The sequence below is a fragment of the Pseudomonas sp. FDAARGOS_761 genome, assembly GCF_013343155.1.
Taxonomy (GTDB): domain Bacteria; phylum Pseudomonadota; class Gammaproteobacteria; order Pseudomonadales; family Pseudomonadaceae; genus Pseudomonas; species Pseudomonas aeruginosa.
The window spans coordinates 782254-802165 of sequence record NZ_CP054572.1; the positions used below are offsets into that span (position 1 = coordinate 782254).

Sequence of the window (19912 nt, forward strand, 5' to 3'; positions counted from 1 at the left end):
CGCCTGGGCGGTCGGCTCAGCCGACCACCTTCAGGCTGCTCATGCCGTTGCCCTCGCGCTGGACCCGCACCTGGACCGGGATCCGTTCGTGCATTTCCTGGACGTGGGAAATCACCGCCACCTTGCGCCCCTGGGCCTGCAGGTTGTCCAGGGCATCCATCGCCAGTTGCAGGGATTCCGGGTCGAGGCTGCCGAAGCCTTCGTCGATGAACAGCGACTCGATGCGCAGCTTGCTCGATGCCATCGAGGCCAGGCCGAGCGCCAGGGCCAGGGAAATCAGGAAGGTCTCGCCGCCGGAGAGCGAATACACCGAGCGCAGTTCGTCGCCCATCTCGGTGTCCACCACCAGCAGGCCCAGTTCGCTGCCGCCGCGCTGCAGGCGGTAGCGCCGCGCCAACTGGCGCAACTGCACGTTGCTGTGCTGCACCAGCAGGTCGAGGTTGTAGCCCTGGGCGATGCGGCGGAACTTGTCGCCGCTGGACGAACCGATCAGTTCGTTCAGGCGGCCCCATCTACGGAACTCGGCGCGGGCTCGCTCCAGCTCGGCAAGCAGCGCCTGGCTCTGCTCGCGGCGCTGGTTGTCGGCCTGCAACTGGCTGTAGGTATCCAGGTAGGCCTGTTCGCTGGCGGCCAGGCGTTCGCGCTGTTGCCGCAGGTTGTCTTCCAGCGCCTCGCGGTCGGTTTCCGGCCGCTGCCGGCGATGCTGGAGCAGTTGCGCCTGGCGCTCCGCTTCCAGCGTCTGCTGGCGGGTGATCTCCTCTTGCAGTCGCTGCAATTGCTCCCGCCATTGCGTCGCCTGTTCCTCGGAAAGGCCGAGCAGGGCGTCGAGGCGGCTGTCGTCGAGGTTGTCCTGGCGTTCGCGCCAGGCCTGCCAGTCGGCCTGAAGGCGCTGGAACTCATCCTGTTGGCGCTGGCGTTGCTGCTGCAGGTGTTCCAGGGCTTCGGCGAGTCGCAGTTGTTCCTCGCGCAGCGAATCCAGGGGCGCCTGGAGCGTCTCGACGGCGCTCTGCGCCGCTTGCGCGGCGTGCTCCAGCGATAGCTGCCAGTCCTGGGCGCAGGCGTGCTGGCCCAGGTGAGCGCCGAGGCGTCCGTTCAGCTCGGCGAGTTCCGCCTGGGCCCTTTCCTCTGCCTGGCGGGCTTCGTTGCGTTGCTCGTCGCTTTGCTTCAGTTGCCAGCTCGTTTCATCGCAGCGCTGCTTGAGCTCCTGCAGACGCTGTTCGATCTGCTGAAGCCGCGCCTGTTGCTGCCGGCGTTGCTCGATGGACTCGCCGAGGGCCTGGAAAGTCCGCAGCGGATCTGTCTGCCAGCGCTGCCAGTGCTCGTCGGAGAGCAATGGACGCAATTGCTGGCTGTCCTCCTCGACCTGCTGCTGCAAATGTTCGTAGCGCTGCCGTTGTTCCGTCAGCGCCTGCTGGCGCTGTTGCAGGATCGTCTCGGCGGCCCGCAGTTCCTGCTGCAATTGCTGGGTCTGGCGCTGGCGGGCGATCAGCCGGTCGAAGTCTCGTTGGCACTGCTGGCGCTGCCCTGCCAGGTCGTCCAGGCGTTGTGCCAGCCACTCCAACTGCGCGGACGGCTGCAGGAGTCGCAGTTCTTCCGGCAGCGTCCATTGGTCCAGTTGCCGATCGAGCGCGGCCAGTTGGCCAGTCAGTTCCTGCTGCTCCTGGCGACTCTGGTTGAGTCTTTCCCGCTGGCTGGAATAGCCCTCGCGCAGACCGACCAGGGTCTGTCGCAGCCGCTCGAGGGACTGCTCGGCGCGGACCTGCTCCTGGTCGTCGTGTTCACCGAGGGCGGCGAGCAGTTGCTCGGACTGGTGATAGGGATGCTCCTGGCTGCCGCAGACCGGGCAGGCCTCGCCGTCCACCAGGCCGGCGCGCAGTTGCTCGACGCTGGCGCTGCGGGCCAGACGTTGGCGCTGGAGCAACTCGCGGGTGACCTCCAGGGCCTGCTCCGCCGCCTTCACCTGCTCGGCGCATTGGCTGCCTTGTCGTTTCAGGTCGAGCAATGCCTGCTCCTGCTCGACCATACGCTGGTCGAGTTCGCCCAGGCGTCGAGCCAGGCCGGTGCGTTGGTCGAGGGCCTGTTGCCATTCCTTGTGGAGCGCTTGTTGTCGTTCCAGGCTATCGGTCTGCCGGCGCAATTCGTCCAGGCGTGCCGCCAGGTCGTCCGGCTCGCTGCCATGGAGGGCGGTCCATTGCGCCTGCAAGCGTTCGAGCGGTTCCCCGGCCTGGGCCAGGGATTTTTCCAGCTCGGGGAGCTGCGCCTGGCTTTCGAGCGCGCGTTGGCGACGTTGCACGAAGGCGGCGAGCTGGCCCTGGTGGGTCGCCCAGGCGTCGCCGAGCGCGGCGAGAGCCTGGCTGTCGCGCAATGCCGCCTGCAGTTGCGCCTGTTCCGCGACATGGCGCTGCTGCTCCATATCCAGTTGCCGAGCGGCGTCGCTTTGCTGGGCGTGGCGCTGGTTCGATTGCCGATGGAGTTCCTGTCGCTCGGCCAGCGTTCGCTCCAGGCGCCTGGCCTCGCTCTCCAGCTGGAAAGCCTCGCGCAACGGCGCCTGGGCCTGACGCAGATGGTTGTCGGCCTGGGCCTGGCGCTCGCGCGCCTCCTGCACGCGGGCCTGCAATCCTTGCAAGCGCTCGGCGCCCGCGGCTTGCTGCTCGGTGCGCTGCCGCTGCTGCTGCTCGGAGTGCCGGAGTTCCTGCTCGAGTTGCTTCAGGCGTTCGATCAGTCCGCGAACCGGAGCCAGGCGCTCCAGCCATTGCAGGGTTTCCCGCTCCGTCGCCAGGGCGTCCCAGGCCTGCCTGGCCTCGGCCAGTTGGCCTTGTGCGTGCTCGCAGGATTGCAGCAGCCGCTGCTCCTCGGTGAACCATTGTTGCTGGCCTTCCAGGTGCTGCAGGGCCTGTTGCTCCTGGAGACGCGCCTGGGCGTGGGATTCCAGCGCCGCCTCGAGCCCGGCCCGGGCCTGCTCGGCCAGGGGCAGGCTGCCTTCCAGGCGTTGCTCGAGTTGCTTGCGCTGCTCGTCGGCCTGGCTGGCGCGCTGATAGGCGGCTTTGCTCAATTGGCTGTACAGGCCGGTGTCGGTGAGTTTCTCCAGCAATGCGCCGCGGTCGTTGTCGCTGGCCTTGAGGAAGGCGCTGAATTCGCTCTGGGCCAGCAGCACGGCGCGAGTGAACTGGGCGAAATTGAGGCCGAGCTTCTGCTCCAGCTGTTCGCGGAACTCGCTTTTCTTGTTCGCTGCCAGCATTTGCTGGGTCTCCAGGTCCTGGAGGCTCTGCTGGCTCTTTTGCAAGGCGCCGTCCGCCTTGTCCCGGGAGCGCCGGGTTTCCCAGCGGGCGCGATAGCGGTGGCCGTCGATGCCGACGAAATCCACTTCGGCGTAGCCGCTGGCGCAACCGCGGCGCAGCAGGTTGCGTTCGTCGTTGCTGGACAGCTCGTTCCGGCCATCGGGAACCTTGCTGCTGGCCGAAGTGCTTTCCAGCCGCGGCGTGCTGCCGAACAGGGCCAGGCACAGGGCGTCCAGCACGGTGCTCTTGCCGGCGCCGGTCGGGCCGGTGATGGCGAACAGCCCGGCGCTGGACAGCGGTTCGCGGGTGAAGTCGATTTCCTGCTCGCCAGCGAGGGAGGCGAGGTTCTTCAGGCGGATGGCGAGAATCTTCATGGAGCGGCTTATTTCCCCGGGGGTTCTTCGGTGGCCAGTTCGACGCTTTGCAGCAGGCTGGCGAAGTCGTCCAGCGCCTGCGCATCCGGGCCGGCGCCATAGGCGCTTTCCCAGGCGCGGCTGAACAGTTCCTGGGGGTTGAGTTGGTCGAGCCCGAGCAGCGGCGCCTGTTCTTCGTCGCGGCGCTGGTATTCGCTGGCGATGCGCACCAGGCGGCAAGCCTTGCCCTGCAAGGCGCTCTCGACCTGCTGGCGCAGGTCCGGTTGCGGCTGATCCAGCATGACGCGGACTTCCAGCCAGGGCCGCTGTTCGTTCAGCAGGTCGGCCTCGGCCAGTTCGCCGATTCGATCGAGCACCTCGCCAAGAGGCGCGGGGCCGATGCGCAACAGTTCCACCGCGCGTGGCACCAGGAGACTCTGTACATCCTTCAGGCGCTCACCTTCCAGGGTGACGAGGAGGACCTGGTGGCGATAGTTCACTTCGGCGAAGGACAGCGGCAGCGGCGAGCCGCTATAGCGAATGCGCTCCTGTCCGGCGACTTTCTGTGGCTTGTGCAGATGACCGAGGGCTACGTAGGCGATCTGCTCCGGAAACAGGCTGGCGGGCAGCGCTTCGACGTTGCCGATGATCAGGTTTCGCTCGGAGTCTTCGGAAACCGAGCCGCCGGCCATGTGTGCGTGGCTGACGGCGACCAGTGCCTGTCCCGGTGTGCGACGGGCGTGCGCGGCGGCAACCAGGCGTTCGTGCACCTGGCGGATACCGGCCAGGTAATCGTCGCCGAGCCCGCCTCCGGTGACTTCGGCGGGACGCAGGAAGGGCAGGGCCAGGCACCAGGCGGCGACCTGGCCATCCGTGTCGTGCAGGGGCAGCAGCAGGCGATCGCTATCGAGGCTTTCGTCTATCCAGCCGATCCGGCCGATGGCATGGGCGTTCAGTCGTTTCATCAGCGGAGCGGGCAGTTCGATGCGCGCGCCGGAGTCGTGGTTGCCTGCGATCATCACGATCTCCAGCTGCGGCAGCCGCCGATGGGCGCTGACGATGAAGTCGTAGAGGCGCTCCTGGGCTTTGAGCGGTGGATTGATCGTGTCGAAGATATCGCCCGCGATCAGCAGGACATCGGCGCGCTGCTCTTCCAGCTGGCGTAGCAGCCAGTCGAGGAAGCGCGCGTGTTCATGATCGCGGTCCTGGCCGTGCAGGGTCTGACCCAGGTGCCAGTCGGAGGTATGTATGAGGCGCATGGAACACTCGTCGAAAGCGGCGGAGCCGTGGCTCGCATTCCTTATATGAGGCAACAGAAGGAGAGAGCGGGGCAAGCCAGCCTATAAAGGAGGAATGGGGCGTCCTCTGGGCTTCCTGACCTTTGGGTTAAAAAGTTTCAAATAAGTGTTGACGCCAGTTTCTATCTCCCTATAATGCGCACCACTCCCGGCGGCGACGAAGAGTAAATGCTTGAAAATCAAGGATTTACGGATTCTCCCCCCAGGGGTGGTGAAGCGCTCCGGCAGGTTGTTCGCCGCAGCGGCTCGGTCCCGAAAGGGGTTCGAAACGAAGCTTCATCGAGGTGCTTGACAGCGAATTTGAACGCTGTAGAATGCGCCTCCCGCTGATCGGAAGATGGTTTGAAGGTCGGCGCAAGCGGTTGAGTAGAAAAGAAAATTTTCGAAAATAACGCTTGACGGAACGAGAGGTTGCTGTAGAATGCGCGGCCTCGGTTGAGGCGAAAGCCTTGACCAACTGCTCTTTAACAAGTCGAATCAAGCAATTCGTGTGGGTGCTTGTGATGTAAGACTGGTGATCGCAAGATTATCAGCAACGCAAGTAACACTCGTGAATTCGAGAGTTTTATCTCTTTTTAAGAGAATGCGATTGCTGAGCCAAGTTTAGGGTTTTCTCAAAACCCAAGCAGTATTGAACTGAAGAGTTTGATCATGGCTCAGATTGAACGCTGGCGGCAGGCCTAACACATGCAAGTCGAGCGGATGAAGGGAGCTTGCTCCTGAATTCAGCGGCGGACGGGTGAGTAATGCCTAGGAATCTGCCTGATAGTGGGGGATAACGTCCGGAAACGGGCGCTAATACCGCATACGTCCTGAGGGAGAAAGTGGGGGATCTTCGGACCTCACGCTATCAGATGAGCCTAGGTCGGATTAGCTAGTTGGTGGGGTAAAGGCCTACCAAGGCGACGATCCGTAACTGGTCTGAGAGGATGATCAGTCACACTGGAACTGAGACACGGTCCAGACTCCTACGGGAGGCAGCAGTGGGGAATATTGGACAATGGGCGAAAGCCTGATCCAGCCATGCCGCGTGTGTGAAGAAGGTCTTCGGATTGTAAAGCACTTTAAGTTGGGAGGAAGGGCAGTAAGTTAATACCTTGCTGTTTTGACGTTACCAACAGAATAAGCACCGGCTAACTTCGTGCCAGCAGCCGCGGTAATACGAAGGGTGCAAGCGTTAATCGGAATTACTGGGCGTAAAGCGCGCGTAGGTGGTTCAGCAAGTTGGATGTGAAATCCCCGGGCTCAACCTGGGAACTGCATCCAAAACTACTGAGCTAGAGTACGGTAGAGGGTGGTGGAATTTCCTGTGTAGCGGTGAAATGCGTAGATATAGGAAGGAACACCAGTGGCGAAGGCGACCACCTGGACTGATACTGACACTGAGGTGCGAAAGCGTGGGGAGCAAACAGGATTAGATACCCTGGTAGTCCACGCCGTAAACGATGTCGACTAGCCGTTGGGATCCTTGAGATCTTAGTGGCGCAGCTAACGCGATAAGTCGACCGCCTGGGGAGTACGGCCGCAAGGTTAAAACTCAAATGAATTGACGGGGGCCCGCACAAGCGGTGGAGCATGTGGTTTAATTCGAAGCAACGCGAAGAACCTTACCTGGCCTTGACATGCTGAGAACTTTCCAGAGATGGATTGGTGCCTTCGGGAACTCAGACACAGGTGCTGCATGGCTGTCGTCAGCTCGTGTCGTGAGATGTTGGGTTAAGTCCCGTAACGAGCGCAACCCTTGTCCTTAGTTACCAGCACCTCGGGTGGGCACTCTAAGGAGACTGCCGGTGACAAACCGGAGGAAGGTGGGGATGACGTCAAGTCATCATGGCCCTTACGGCCAGGGCTACACACGTGCTACAATGGTCGGTACAAAGGGTTGCCAAGCCGCGAGGTGGAGCTAATCCCATAAAACCGATCGTAGTCCGGATCGCAGTCTGCAACTCGACTGCGTGAAGTCGGAATCGCTAGTAATCGTGAATCAGAATGTCACGGTGAATACGTTCCCGGGCCTTGTACACACCGCCCGTCACACCATGGGAGTGGGTTGCTCCAGAAGTAGCTAGTCTAACCGCAAGGGGGACGGTTACCACGGAGTGATTCATGACTGGGGTGAAGTCGTAACAAGGTAGCCGTAGGGGAACCTGCGGCTGGATCACCTCCTTAATCGAAGATCTCAGCTTCTTCATAAGCTCCCACACGAATTGCTTGATTCACTGGTTAGACGATTGGGTCTGTAGCTCAGTTGGTTAGAGCGCACCCCTGATAAGGGTGAGGTCGGCAGTTCGAATCTGCCCAGACCCACCAATTGTTGGTGTGCTGCGTGATCCGATACGGGGCCATAGCTCAGCTGGGAGAGCGCCTGCTTTGCACGCAGGAGGTCAGGAGTTCGATCCTCCTTGGCTCCACCATCTAAAACAATCGTCGAAAGCTCAGAAATGAATGTTCGTGAATGAACATTGATTTCTGGTCTTTGCACCAGAACTGTTCTTTAAAAATTCGGGTATGTGATAGAAGTAAGACTGAATGATCTCTTTCACTGGTGATCATTCAAGTCAAGGTAAAATTTGCGAGTTCAAGCGCGAATTTTCGGCGAATGTCGTCTTCACAGTATAACCAGATTGCTTGGGGTTATATGGTCAAGTGAAGAAGCGCATACGGTGGATGCCTTGGCAGTCAGAGGCGATGAAAGACGTGGTAGCCTGCGAAAAGCTTCGGGGAGTCGGCAAACAGACTTTGATCCGGAGATCTCTGAATGGGGGAACCCACCTAGGATAACCTAGGTATCTTGTACTGAATCCATAGGTGCAAGAGGCGAACCAGGGGAACTGAAACATCTAAGTACCCTGAGGAAAAGAAATCAACCGAGATTCCCTTAGTAGTGGCGAGCGAACGGGGATTAGCCCTTAAGCTTCATTGATTTTAGCGGAACGCTCTGGAAAGTGCGGCCATAGTGGGTGATAGCCCCGTACGCGAAAGGATCTTTGAAGTGAAATCGAGTAGGACGGAGCACGAGAAACTTTGTCTGAACATGGGGGGACCATCCTCCAAGGCTAAATACTACTGACTGACCGATAGTGAACCAGTACCGTGAGGGAAAGGCGAAAAGAACCCCGGAGAGGGGAGTGAAATAGAACCTGAAACCGTATGCGTACAAGCAGTGGGAGCCTACTTGTTAGGTGACTGCGTACCTTTTGTATAATGGGTCAGCGACTTATATTCAGTGGCAAGCTTAACCGTATAGGGTAGGCGTAGCGAAAGCGAGTCTTAATAGGGCGTTTAGTCGCTGGGTATAGACCCGAAACCGGGCGATCTATCCATGAGCAGGTTGAAGGTTAGGTAACACTGACTGGAGGACCGAACCCACTCCCGTTGAAAAGGTAGGGGATGACTTGTGGATCGGAGTGAAAGGCTAATCAAGCTCGGAGATAGCTGGTTCTCCTCGAAAGCTATTTAGGTAGCGCCTCATGTATCACTCTGGGGGGTAGAGCACTGTTTCGGCTAGGGGGTCATCCCGACTTACCAAACCGATGCAAACTCCGAATACCCAGAAGTGCCGAGCATGGGAGACACACGGCGGGTGCTAACGTCCGTCGTGAAAAGGGAAACAACCCAGACCGCCAGCTAAGGTCCCAAAGTTGTGGTTAAGTGGTAAACGATGTGGGAAGGCTTAGACAGCTAGGAGGTTGGCTTAGAAGCAGCCACCCTTTAAAGAAAGCGTAATAGCTCACTAGTCGAGTCGGCCTGCGCGGAAGATGTAACGGGGCTCAAACCACACACCGAAGCTGCGGGTGTCACGTAAGTGACGCGGTAGAGGAGCGTTCTGTAAGCCTGTGAAGGTGAGTTGAGAAGCTTGCTGGAGGTATCAGAAGTGCGAATGCTGACATGAGTAACGACAATGGGTGTGAAAAACACCCACGCCGAAAGACCAAGGGTTCCTGCGCAACGTTAATCGACGCAGGGTTAGTCGGTTCCTAAGGCGAGGCTGAAAAGCGTAGTCGATGGGAAACAGGTTAATATTCCTGTACTTCTGGTTACTGCGATGGAGGGACGGAGAAGGCTAGGCCAGCTTGGCGTTGGTTGTCCAAGTTTAAGGTGGTAGGCTGAAATCTTAGGTAAATCCGGGGTTTCAAGGCCGAGAGCTGATGACGAGTCGTCTTTTAGATGACGAAGTGGTTGATGCCATGCTTCCAAGAAAAGCTTCTAAGCTTCAGGTAACCAGGAACCGTACCCCAAACCGACACAGGTGGTCGGGTAGAGAATACCAAGGCGCTTGAGAGAACTCGGGTGAAGGAACTAGGCAAAATGGCACCGTAACTTCGGGAGAAGGTGCGCCGGCTAGGGTGAAGGATTTACTCCGTAAGCTCTGGCTGGTCGAAGATACCAGGCCGCTGCGACTGTTTATTAAAAACACAGCACTCTGCAAACACGAAAGTGGACGTATAGGGTGTGACGCCTGCCCGGTGCCGGAAGGTTAATTGATGGGGTTAGCGCAAGCGAAGCTCTTGATCGAAGCCCCGGTAAACGGCGGCCGTAACTATAACGGTCCTAAGGTAGCGAAATTCCTTGTCGGGTAAGTTCCGACCTGCACGAATGGCGTAACGATGGCGGCGCTGTCTCCACCCGAGACTCAGTGAAATTGAAATCGCTGTGAAGATGCAGTGTATCCGCGGCTAGACGGAAAGACCCCGTGAACCTTTACTGTAGCTTTGCACTGGACTTTGAGCCTGCTTGTGTAGGATAGGTGGGAGGCTTTGAAGCGTGGACGCCAGTTCGCGTGGAGCCATCCTTGAAATACCACCCTGGCATGCTTGAGGTTCTAACTCTGGTCCGTGATCCGGATCGAGGACAGTGTATGGTGGGCAGTTTGACTGGGGCGGTCTCCTCCTAAAGAGTAACGGAGGAGTACGAAGGTGCGCTCAGACCGGTCGGAAATCGGTCGTAGAGTATAAAGGCAAAAGCGCGCTTGACTGCGAGACAGACACGTCGAGCAGGTACGAAAGTAGGTCTTAGTGATCCGGTGGTTCTGTATGGAAGGGCCATCGCTCAACGGATAAAAGGTACTCCGGGGATAACAGGCTGATACCGCCCAAGAGTTCATATCGACGGCGGTGTTTGGCACCTCGATGTCGGCTCATCACATCCTGGGGCTGAAGCCGGTCCCAAGGGTATGGCTGTTCGCCATTTAAAGTGGTACGCGAGCTGGGTTTAGAACGTCGTGAGACAGTTCGGTCCCTATCTGCCGTGGACGTTTGAGATTTGAGAGGGGCTGCTCCTAGTACGAGAGGACCGGAGTGGACGAACCTCTGGTGTTCCGGTTGTCACGCCAGTGGCATTGCCGGGTAGCTATGTTCGGAAAAGATAACCGCTGAAAGCATCTAAGCGGGAAACTTGCCTCAAGATGAGATCTCACTGGGAACTTGATTCCCCTGAAGGGCCGTCGAAGACTACGACGTTGATAGGCTGGGTGTGTAAGCGTTGTGAGGCGTTGAGCTAACCAGTACTAATTGCCCGTGAGGCTTGACCATATAACACCCAAACAATCTGACGATTGTGTGTTGTAAGGTGAAGTCGACGAACCGAAAGTTCGCATGAACCGCAAAACACCTTGAAATCACATACCTGAATCCGGATAGACGTAAGCCCAAGCGAACGGATATCCAACCGAATTGCTTGACGATCATAGAGCGTTGGAACCACCTGATCCCTTCCCGAACTCAGAAGTGAAACGACGCATCGCCGATGGTAGTGTGGGGTCTCCCCATGTGAGAGTAGGTCATCGTCAAGCTCCTATCCCAAAACCCCTGGTCAGCGATGACCGGGGGTTTTGCTTTTGCGCGCGGAAAAAGGCGTGCTTCCTGTTCACCTTGCCGAACCCCTCCTGGCATGTCCTCTTTCGCGTCTAGCGTAGCGAGAGTCCGGGCGGATCCGCATGGCGCTGGCGCTCTTGCGTTCGCCGTACCGATCCCGATCCGCGAGTTAGAGCCTCGCTTCGAGGAGAAAGACAAAAGGTGGCTTCCGATGAAGGGAATCGCTTGATTTACTGTATGAATAAACAGTATCTTGAGCGCTCCCCCCTTCGTGGCCATCCCTGTTGGCCATCCCAAGGCAGCTCGTCTCTCGAGCTGCCTTTTTCTTTGTCTCAATGGAAATCCCGGCTGCGGACGTCCAGGCCGGTGAGTAGAGGACTCAGGTCATGCAGGCGCCCGGCGATGACGTGGCGCACCTCGCCGGAGGACTCCAGGATGCCCTCCACCTGTAGCAGCCGGGACTCGAGGAATGGCCGCCTCTGCCGTTCGGCAAGGTCGTGTCGGACCACCACGTTGACCATGCCGAACTCGTCCTCCAGGGTGATGAAGGTGATGCCGCTGGCGGTCTGTGGGCGCTGCCGGCCGACCACCAGGCCGGCGACCCGTATCGGTCGTCCATGTCCCAGTTTCGCCAGTTCGCGGGAGTCGCGGCAGCGGCGGGCCTTGAGCTGTCCACGCAAGAGTTTCAGCGGATGCGGGCCGAGGGTGGTGCCGAGGAGAGCGTAATCGCTCAGCAGTTCCTCGCCGCGCGAAGGCAGTGGCAGGCTGACCGTGCTCTCTTCGATGACGGTCCCTTCGGCGAACAGCGGCAATTGCGGCTCGACGCTGGCGACGGCCCAGCGCGCCTTGTGCCGGTGTCCGGCGAGACCGCGCAGGGCGCCGGCATCGGCCAGCAACTCCAGGGCCCGGGCGTCGAGCCTGGCGCGTCGGCCAAGATCGTGCACGTCGAGGAACGGTTGGGCCTCCCGGACCTGCTCGATACGCCTGGCATCCTCCTCGCGAAAGCCTCGGATCATCCGCAGGCCAAGGCGTATGGCCGGTTGCGCCTGGCCGAACGGCTCCAGGCTGCAATCCCAACCGCTGTGGCGGACATCCACCGGGCGTGTCTGCAGGGCGTGGCGGCGGGCGTCCTGGAGCAACTGGTCGGGGCTGTAGAAGCCCATCGGCCAACTGTTTATCAAGGCGCAGGCGAAGGCCGCCGGCTCGTGACGTTTCAGCCAACTGCTGGCGTAGGTGAGCAGGGCGAAGCTGGCGGCGTGGGATTCAGGGAAACCGTAGCTGCCGAAGCCTTTGATCTGCTCGAAGATGCGCGCTGCGAAGTCGGCCTCGTAGCCGTTGGCGAGCATGCCCCGGGTCAGCCGCTCGCGGTGGTGTTCCAGGCCGCCATGACGCTTCCAGGCGGCCATCGAACGACGCAGTTCGTCCGCCTCGCCCGGCGTGTAGTCGGCGGCGACGATCGCCAGTTCCATGACCTGTTCCTGGAACAACGGGACGCCCAGGGTACGTTCGAAGACCTTCTCCAGTTCGGCCGATGGATAGGCCACCGGCTCTTCACCGTTTCGCCGGCGCAGGTAAGGATGCACCATGTCGCCCTGGATCGGCCCTGGGCGGACGATGGCGACCTGGATCACCAGGTCGTAGAACTTCTGCGGGCGCAGGCGTGGCAGCATGGCCATCTGGGCGCGCGATTCGATCTGGAACACACCGATGGTATCGGCGCGGCTGATCATTTCGTAGGTAGCCGGGTCTTCGCTCGGGATACTGGCGATGCTCAACCGCTTGCCGCCGCGCAGCGCGTGGATCAGGTCGAAGCTGCGGCGCAGGGCGCTGAGCATGCCCAGGGCGAGGACGTCGACCTTGAGCAGGCCGACCGCGTCGAGATCGTCCTTGTCCCACTGGATCACCGTGCGTTCGGCCATGCTCGCATTCTCCACCGGGACCAGGGTGTCCAATGGCTGCTCGGAGATGACGAAGCCGCCGGGGTGCTGCGAGAGGTGGCGCGGAAAACCGATCAACTCGCCGGTCAGGGCCAGCACCCGGCGCAGGATCGGACTCTGCGGATCGAAGCCGGCCTCTTCCAGGCGTTCGGCGCTGGGGGCCTGGTCGCTCCAGCGGCCGCAGCAGTTGGCCAGGACGTCGACCTGCTCGGGCGGCAGACCCAGGGCCTTGGCTACGTCGCGCACCGCGCCGGCGCCGTGGTAGGTGCTGACCACCGCGGTCAGCGCCGCGCGCTGGCGTCCGTAGCGTGTGAAAACGTACTGGATGACCTCCTCGCGGCGCTCGTGTTCGAAATCCACGTCGATGTCCGGTGGTTCGTTGCGCTCGCGGGAAAGGAAGCGCTCGAACAGCAGGTTGGTCCGGTCCGGGTCCAACTCAGTGATGCCGAGGGCGAAGCACACTGCCGAATTGGCCGCCGAGCCGCGGCCCTGGCAAAGGATTTCCCGGCCCCGGGCGAAGGCGACGATGTCCTGCACGGTGAGGAAATAGCTTTCATAGCCCAGTTCGGCGATCAGCTCGAGTTCTCTCTCGATCTGCTTGCGGACCTTGGCGCTCGCGCCGTTCGGCCAGCGCCTGGCGATGCCCTGTTCGGTGAGATGGCGGAGCCATGACGCCGGGTCGTGTCCGGCCGGTACCAATTCGCGTGGATACTGGTATTTCAGCTGTTCCAGATCGAACCGGCAGCGTTCGGCGATCTTCAGGGTTTCCGCCAGCAGGGCTTGCGGGTAGATCCCCAGCAGGGCCTCCAGGGTACGCAGGTGGCGTTCCCCGTTGGGGAAGAGATAGGCGCCGGCCTCGCTGACCGGCAGATGGTTGCGGATCGCTGTCATGCAGTCCTGCAGGGCTCGCCTGCCGCGGGCGTGCATGTGGACGTCGCCGCAGGCCACGGGCGGTAGCCGGAGATGCGAGGCGAGCGCGAGCAGTTTGTCCAGGCGGGCATCGTCATCGGCGCCGCGATGCAACTCGACGCCCAGCCAAAGGCGCTGGGGGAAGCGTTCGCGGAGCCAGGCAACCTGCTCGTCCCCATGGTCGTTCGGCAACCAGATCGCCAACAGGCCGGCGAGCGGCTGTTGCAGGTCTTCGCGCAGCAGCCGGTAGTGGCCCTTGTCGGCTTGTCGCCGGCCGCGGGTGATGAGGCGACAGAGGTTCTGGTAGCCCTCCAGGTCCTCCGCCAGGAGGACCAGCTTGGGCCCCTGTTCGAGGCGGATTTCGCTGCCGACGATCAGTTGTACCTGATGCTCCCGCGCCGCCTGCCAGGCCCGCACGATACCGGCCAGGCTGCATTCGTCGGTGATCGCCAGGGCCCGATAGCCCAGGCGCGCTGCACGGGCGAAGAGTTCCGCGGCGCTGGAGGCGCCGCGCTGGAAACTGAAGTTGGACAGGCAATGCAGTTCGGCGTAGGCGCTCATGCGAACCAGCCATGCAGCCACAGCGGCCCTTCGCTGCCGACCTCGCGATAGACCCAGGCACGTTGTCCGCTGCGGGTTTCCACCAGATAATAGTCGCGGCGGATGTCTTCGCCATCCCACCAGCCCGACTCGATCCGCTCCGGGCCGGCCAGCACGGTGGGCAAGGCCTCGCCGAGGGGGCGTGGCTCCGCCAGCAGCCAGCCGGGGCGGAGGCCGCAGGCTGCCGGCGATTGCGCCCTGTCGCAGCTGTGCGGCCGCCAGCTTCGCTCCGGACGGTGTTCGGCGACGGCGCTCAGGCCCTGTACCGCCTCGTCGCCCAGCCGCGCGCGCAGGCGTTCCCGCAACTGTTCCCAGCCGAGATACTGCTGTGGGCGCTCGTCGAACAGTTCGCGGTGCTGCGGCGTGAAAGGAGGCAGCTCGCGGGCCTCCAGGCGCACGGCATGCACGGGGGCGGGCAGTTGCAGCTGTTCGAGACGGCCGCGGGTCAGTTCGAAGAGCATGGCCGCCTCGCGTTCGGCGCTGAGCAGGCCGACCGTGACCTGGCTGTCGGCGCGCCCGTGATGCTCCAGATGCAGGGTGAAGCGCTGCACGCCGCTGTCGCGTCCGGCGAGAAAGGCGGCGAGATCGGCGCTCAGCCGTCGCAGGGGGAAGAGCAGGGCCTGGTGCGATTCCACGTCGAAATTGAGTTCGATGCGCAGGTCGAAGGTGTCCGGCGGCCGGTAGTGCTCCAGCGCCAGCGGGCTGCGGCCGCAGAGGCGGTCGATGTGCAACAGCAGTTCGGCCGGGAAGCGACGGGCCAGGGCGGCGCGCGGCAACTCGAGGACCTGGCGCAGATGGCGCAGTCCCATGCGTCCGAGGGCGACGGCCAGCTCCCGCGAGAGTCCCAGGCGGTCCAGCGGAAGGGCGGACAACTGGCGTTGCAGCGCTGTCTCGTCCTCGATGGCCAGGCCGTCGTGGCTGTTCGCCAGGACCCTCGCCGCCACCGGGTTCGGCGCCAGGCACAGGCGATGGCGGAAGCCCAGCGCCGTGAGTTCCTTGCGCAAGCGGGCCTCGAAGCGTGGCCAGGGGCCGAACAGGGCAAGGCTGGACTGCACTTCCAGCAGCAGCGCGCGCGGATAGTGCAGGCTGACCTGCGAGCTGAAACCGTAGGCCCAGGCGGCGAGGAAGGCCTGCCAGCGCTCCACGGCGGCGAGGTCGTATTCCGCCGTGGCGAAGTCCCGGCTCAGGGCCTGGGCGGCGATCAGCGATTGACCGGGCCTCAGGCCGAGCGCGCGTGCCGCTGGGTTGACCGCCTGCAACTGCCGGCGCTGCGCTGGGCCGCCGAGCAGCGCCAGCGGTGCGTCGGGATTGCTCCGTTGACGCAGCGCGCTGTCCATGGCCAGTTGCGGCAGGAGAATGCAAGCCCAGAGCATGGCCGCCTCATTGCCAGGCGCTGGCTGGCAGGGCGGTCGCCGGCGCGAGGCCGCCCCGGCACTTGAGGATGCGCAGGCGTGGGGGGCGGGTTTCGATGCATAGGCGTAGCGCTGCCGGCGAAGGGTTGACCGCTTCGCGCAGAGGACGATAGGCGAAACCCAGGGCCTGACCGCTTTCGGCGGCGACCTGGAGGCGGCGCAGGGCGCGGTCGTCGGCCTGTTGCGGCCAACACAGCACAGCGGCGCAACTGCCCGAGCGCAGGCACTGTTCGGCAGCCCACAAGGCGTCGCGTCCGCTGGCCTGCAAGAGGACCAGGTGGCGCAGGTCGACCGCGGCGGCCAGCCAGGCCTGCGGATAGGGTACGTAGGGTGCGCCGACCAGGACGACGCGACGTTGCGCCTGGGTCAGGCGAGCGAGGGTCGGCATCAGTAGTTGCAGTTCGCCGACACCGTCGCGGGCATGGAGGATTTCGCTCAGGGCATGCTCCGGCCAACCGCCGCCGGGCAGCAGTGCGTCCAGGCGCGCATGCCCGGTGGGCAGGGAAGCGCCGGCCGGCACGGCGGACTGGCCTTTCCAGATCCTACGTGCGTCGAGCAGCGCACTCAGCGCTATGCCATTGCCTCGTCCGGCGACGGCTGCGGGTGGGGTGATGTCGGCTACGGATGAAAGGGAGGCCAAGGAAATAACTCGAATACTGTATGTAAATACAGTATTTGCTGTAGTCCTTTTCTGGTCAATGGCAGTCGGTCGGCATCCTTTCCTGTGACATTGAGATTCAATAACGAATATAATTGAGAATCGTTATTAACCCTGGGCACGCTATGTCGGCCCAGTGCGTTCCGTCCCTCGAAAGGAATTCCCCTATGGATACCCTGGCCCCTGAATCCACTCGGCAAAACCTGCGTTCGCAACGCCTCAACCTGCTGACCAACGAGCCGCACCAGCGCCTGGAGAGCCTGGTGAAGAGCAAGGAACCCTTCGCCAGCCGGGACAATTTCGCCCGCTTCGTCGCCGCCCAGTACCTCTTCCAGCATGACCTGGAGCCGCTTTATCGCAACGAAGCGCTGGCCCGCCTGTTCCCCGGCCTGGCTTCCCGCGCCCGCGACGACGCCGCTCGTGCAGACCTGGCGGACCTCGGCCATCCGGTGCCGGAGGGCGACCAGAGCGTGCGCGAGGCCGACCTGAGCCTGGCCGAGGCACTGGGCTGGCTGTTCGTTTCCGAAGGTTCGAAGCTGGGCGCTGCGTTCCTGTTCAAGAAAGCCGCCGCGCTCGAACTCGACGAGAACTTCGGCGCCCGCCATCTGGCCGAGCCGGAAGGCGGCCGCGCGCAAGGCTGGAAGAGCTTCGTGGCGATCCTCGACGGCATCGAGCTGAACGAGGAGGAAGAGCGCCTGGCCGCCAAGGGCGCCAGCGATGCCTTCAATCGTTTCGGCGACCTGCTGGAGCGTACCTTCGCCTGAGGGGCGTTCCTTGTCCTTTGATCGGCGGCCAACCTCGCCGACGACGATTGCCCCGGCCTGGTTGTCGGGGTTTTCTGTCTTGCGCCGCCGGCCAGGACGCGGACCTGCGGAGGCCCTTAGCGAGGCGGCCGCTGCGCTTCCACTGAGTTGCCGAACGAGGTGCCCAGGCGAATGCGCGTCGCCGATTGGTTGTACAGGCCGAGCTGGTTTGGCGGACGCCGGACGATGGCGGCGGAATCCAGCTCCTGTTCGCGGCGGGCCCTGGCCGCGCTGTCAGGATCGGTCATCTGCTGGCTCAGGCATTCATAGGACAAAGCCTGGTAGCCGTTGACCTCGGTGTTGATGCAGTTCGCCGGCGGCGTCGGCTCGTCGGCCAGGGTGGCGTTCATGGCCAGGCCCAGGATCAGGGCCGGCAGAACCTGCGATGAACGGTGCATGGCGATTCTCCCGCGCTGGGATGGTGGTTTCCCGCTTATACGGCAATCGGTGAAAACATGTCACCGCAGGTACCGTCACACCACAGTCACACAGTGCCATCAGGATGTCCCTCCTGGGTGATGGCCATCTGGCCTGAACCGGGTAGTTCGGACTGGAATCCGTTGATGTCGATCCTCGGGGTGGCAAGGTCGTGCGCAGTGTCGTTGCTCGGTCTCGGCATGCTGCTGCCGGCGTCCGGCGCCGTGCCGGGCGATGGCGGCAGGCCGCCGTTGCGCCTGGCGGTGCACGCGTTCGATATTCCTCCGCAGAGCCTGGCATCGGCGCTGGTGACCTACAGCGGGGTGACGGGAATGGCGGTTCTGGTGGATGGCGAGCTGGCCCGTGGACGGCGCTCGGCCCGCTTGCAGGGGCGCTTCACCGCCAGCGACGCCCTGACCCGACTGCTCGGCGGAACCGGCCTGATGGCGCGCTACACCAGCCAGGAAGCGTTCACCCTGCTGCCGGCGCAGGCCGTCAGGAATGCTGCGCCGCTGCCGGCAGAGATGCCGAAGGTCGAGCAGCCGCTGGATCGCCGCTACGCGGGAGCGGTCCAGGCGGCGCTGGAAGAACAGTTGTGCCGCTCGCCGCGCACTCGTCCGGGTACCTATCGCGCGGTGCTGCAACTCTGGATCGGTCGCTTCGGCGAGGTTCGCCACAGTCGCCTGCTCGGCTCGACCGGCGACCCGCAGCGGGACAGCGCCCTGGTGGAAAGCCTGCGCGGCGTGCGGGTGATGCAGGCGACGCCCGCTACGCTGGCCCAGCCGCTGACCATCCTGTTGCTGCCGAAGACGACGGGCAAGGCCATGGAATGCAAGCTGACGGAGGGAATGGGAGGGTCATGAGCGATTCGCGGCAAAGCGCGATGGTGAAGCTGTTCCTCGCCTCCTACGACGACTTCAAGGCGCGCCTGAAACGGCGCCTGGGCTCCGAGGACCTGGCGTGCGACGTGCTGCACGAAACCTACCTGAGAGTCGACCGGCTGGATGATGCCCTGGAGGTCAAGAAGCCCCAGGCCTACCTGTTCCGTATTGCCCTGAACATTGCCGCCGACCGCCGCGAGGGCGACGCCCGCCTGCTCACCGGGGAGGAGGTGGCGGAGCTGTTGCAGGTGGCCGACGAAGGCCTCGACCCGGAGCGCATCGTCGGCGGTCACGCCGAGATCCGTCGCCTGCTGGAGGCGCTTTGCGAACTGCCGGCGCGGCGTCGGCAGATTCTCATCGCCTCGCGCCTGGAAGAGACGCCGCATGCGGAAATCTCCCGTCGCTTCGGCATTTCCACCCGCACCGTGGAGAAGGAACTCAAGGCCGCCCTGTGGTTCTGCGCGGAGCGCCTGGAAAGAAAAGTCATCCAGAGGTTCGGTCCCGGGGCCGGAAAACCGTCATAAGCATAAGCAGGTGGAAAACCGCCGCCATATCCATCCCATGAGCCATTCCGGTGTCCGTACAGCACAGTCATGACAGCCTCAGACTCCGCCGCCGATGAAACCGGCGACCTTCGCCACGAAGCGCACGCCTGGGTGATCAGCCTGACCTCCGGACGCGTCACCCAGGGCGACGCGCGGGCCTTCCGCCAGTGGTGTGCGCGCAGCCCGCAACACCTGCGAGCGTTCGTCGAGGCGCGCGATCTCTGGCAGGCACTCGGCAGTGCCGCCGCTCTGCCGCTGGAGCCGCCGGCCGTGGCGCAGATCGCGCCGAGGCGTTTCGGTCGTCGCTGGTTCGTCGGCGGTGCGCTGGCCGCCTCGGTGGCGTTGTTCGTCTTGCGCCCGTCGCTGCTCGACCATGGCCTGGGCGGCGCCGACTATGTCACGGCGGTCGGCGAGCAACGCCAGGTGCAGGTGAGCGGCGAGACGCGGATCGAGATGAACACCCGCACCCGCCTGAACGTGCGGCGCAATCAAGAGCAGCAGGAAACCATCGAACTGCTCGGCGGCGAGGCCGAGATCATCGCCAGCCACCCGCCGCAGAGCAGCCTGCGGGTGATGGCCGGGAGCGCCTGGCTGAGCGCCAGCCGGGCCCGCTTCAACGTGCGCAGCAGCGGTGACGTCTGCGTGGTGACCTGCCTGGAGGGCAGCGTGCGGCTCGAACACCTCGGCCAGCGCCTGGACCTCCAGGCCGGCCAGCAGCTGACCTTCGACGAGCGACGCAACGGTCCGCCGGTGCCTTTCGACGTTGCCGAGGTGATGGCCTGGCGCGAGCGCATGCTGGTGTTCAACGACGTACCGTTGGCCACGGTGATCGACGAAATCAACCGCTACCGTCCCGGCATGCTCCTGCTGCTGGACAAGGCCCTTGGCCGACGCCGGGTCCAGGCCCGTTTCAGCCTCGATCAACTGGCCGACGTGGCGACCCTGATCCGCGATGCCTATGGCATCGAGGTCACCCGCCTGCCGGGCGGGGTGGTGCTGCTCGGCTGA

Annotated in this window: 10 protein-coding genes, 2 tRNA genes and 3 rRNA genes; 9 read left to right on the top strand and 6 right to left on the bottom strand. The window is 62.8% G+C overall.

Going from position 1 to position 19912, the window contains the following annotated elements:
• Positions 1-16: 16 nt before the first annotated feature.
• Positions 17-3652: an AAA family ATPase gene (locus FOC67_RS03705; RefSeq protein ID WP_009315983.1), complete on the bottom strand. Its 3636-nt coding sequence runs from the start codon at positions 3650-3652 to the stop codon at positions 17-19.
• 8 nt (positions 3653-3660) lie between these two features.
• Entirely contained in the window at positions 3661-4890 is a 1230-nt protein-coding gene (locus FOC67_RS03710) for an exonuclease SbcCD subunit D C-terminal domain-containing protein (protein ID WP_009315984.1), read from the bottom strand.
• A gap of 672 nt (positions 4891-5562) precedes the next feature.
• On the opposite strand from FOC67_RS03710, the gene FOC67_RS03715 reads away from it, so the two are divergent.
• The 5 genes from FOC67_RS03715 (at position 5563) to rrf (ending at position 10720) form a co-directional block, all read left to right on the top strand.
• Positions 5563-7098, top strand: a 16S ribosomal RNA gene (locus FOC67_RS03715).
• Between the two features lie 64 nt (positions 7099-7162).
• Positions 7163-7239 (top strand) — tRNA-Ile (locus FOC67_RS03720).
• 28 nt (positions 7240-7267) lie between these two features.
• Positions 7268-7343 (top strand) — tRNA-Ala (locus tag FOC67_RS03725).
• A gap of 226 nt (positions 7344-7569) precedes the next feature.
• Positions 7570-10460, top strand: a 23S ribosomal RNA gene (locus FOC67_RS03730).
• 144 nt (positions 10461-10604) lie between these two features.
• Positions 10605-10720: ribosomal RNA gene (gene rrf / locus FOC67_RS03735) — 5S ribosomal RNA — on the top strand.
• The 16S, 23S and 5S rRNA genes sit together here with 2 tRNA genes alongside, the layout of an rRNA operon.
• Positions 10721-11074: 354 nt before the next feature.
• Here rrf and dnaE2 read toward each other — a convergent pair.
• The 3 genes from dnaE2 to imuA are packed head-to-tail and all read right to left on the bottom strand — an operon-like array spanning position 11075 to position 16174.
• Positions 11075-14170, bottom strand: coding sequence for an error-prone DNA polymerase (gene dnaE2 / locus FOC67_RS03740; RefSeq protein ID WP_083842331.1), 3096 nt, complete (start codon positions 14168-14170; stop codon positions 11075-11077).
• The gene (locus tag FOC67_RS03745) at positions 14146-15561 is read right to left on the bottom strand and encodes a DNA polymerase Y family protein (RefSeq protein ID WP_003085289.1); all 1416 of its coding nucleotides are present in this window, start codon (positions 15559-15561) and stop codon (positions 14146-14148) included. Before FOC67_RS03745 ends, dnaE2 begins: the two co-directional genes overlap by 25 nt.
• A gap of 7 nt (positions 15562-15568) precedes the next feature.
• Positions 15569-16174 (bottom strand): translesion DNA synthesis-associated protein ImuA, encoded by a 606-nt coding sequence (imuA, locus tag FOC67_RS03750; protein ID WP_031627677.1) that lies wholly within the window; start codon positions 16172-16174, stop codon positions 15569-15571.
• Positions 16175-16425: 251 nt separating this feature from the next.
• On the opposite strand from imuA, the gene pigA reads away from it, so the two are divergent.
• The gene (pigA, locus tag FOC67_RS03755; protein WP_003085321.1) at positions 16426-17022 is read left to right on the top strand and encodes a biliverdin-producing heme oxygenase PigA; all 597 of its coding nucleotides are present in this window, start codon (positions 16426-16428) and stop codon (positions 17020-17022) included.
• A gap of 116 nt (positions 17023-17138) precedes the next feature.
• Here pigA and FOC67_RS03760 read toward each other — a convergent pair whose 3' ends face one another.
• Positions 17139-17459, bottom strand: coding sequence for a hypothetical protein (locus tag FOC67_RS03760; protein WP_003085325.1), 321 nt, complete (start codon positions 17457-17459; stop codon positions 17139-17141).
• Positions 17460-17624: 165 nt separating this feature from the next.
• On the opposite strand from FOC67_RS03760, the gene vreA reads away from it, so the two are divergent.
• The 3 genes from vreA to vreR all read left to right on the top strand — a co-directional run bounded on the left by vreA (position 17625) and on the right by vreR (position 19912).
• Positions 17625-18341 (top strand): TonB-dependent outer membrane receptor VreA, encoded by a 717-nt coding sequence (gene vreA, locus FOC67_RS03765; protein ID WP_009315209.1) that lies wholly within the window; start codon positions 17625-17627, stop codon positions 18339-18341.
• Positions 18338-18883 (top strand): RNA polymerase sigma factor VreI, encoded by a 546-nt coding sequence (gene vreI, locus FOC67_RS03770; RefSeq protein ID WP_003085329.1) that lies wholly within the window; start codon positions 18338-18340, stop codon positions 18881-18883. Before vreA ends, vreI begins: the two co-directional genes overlap by 4 nt.
• 69 nt (positions 18884-18952) lie before the next feature.
• Entirely contained in the window at positions 18953-19912 is a 960-nt protein-coding gene (vreR, locus tag FOC67_RS03775) for an anti-sigma factor VreR (protein ID WP_003106396.1), read from the top strand.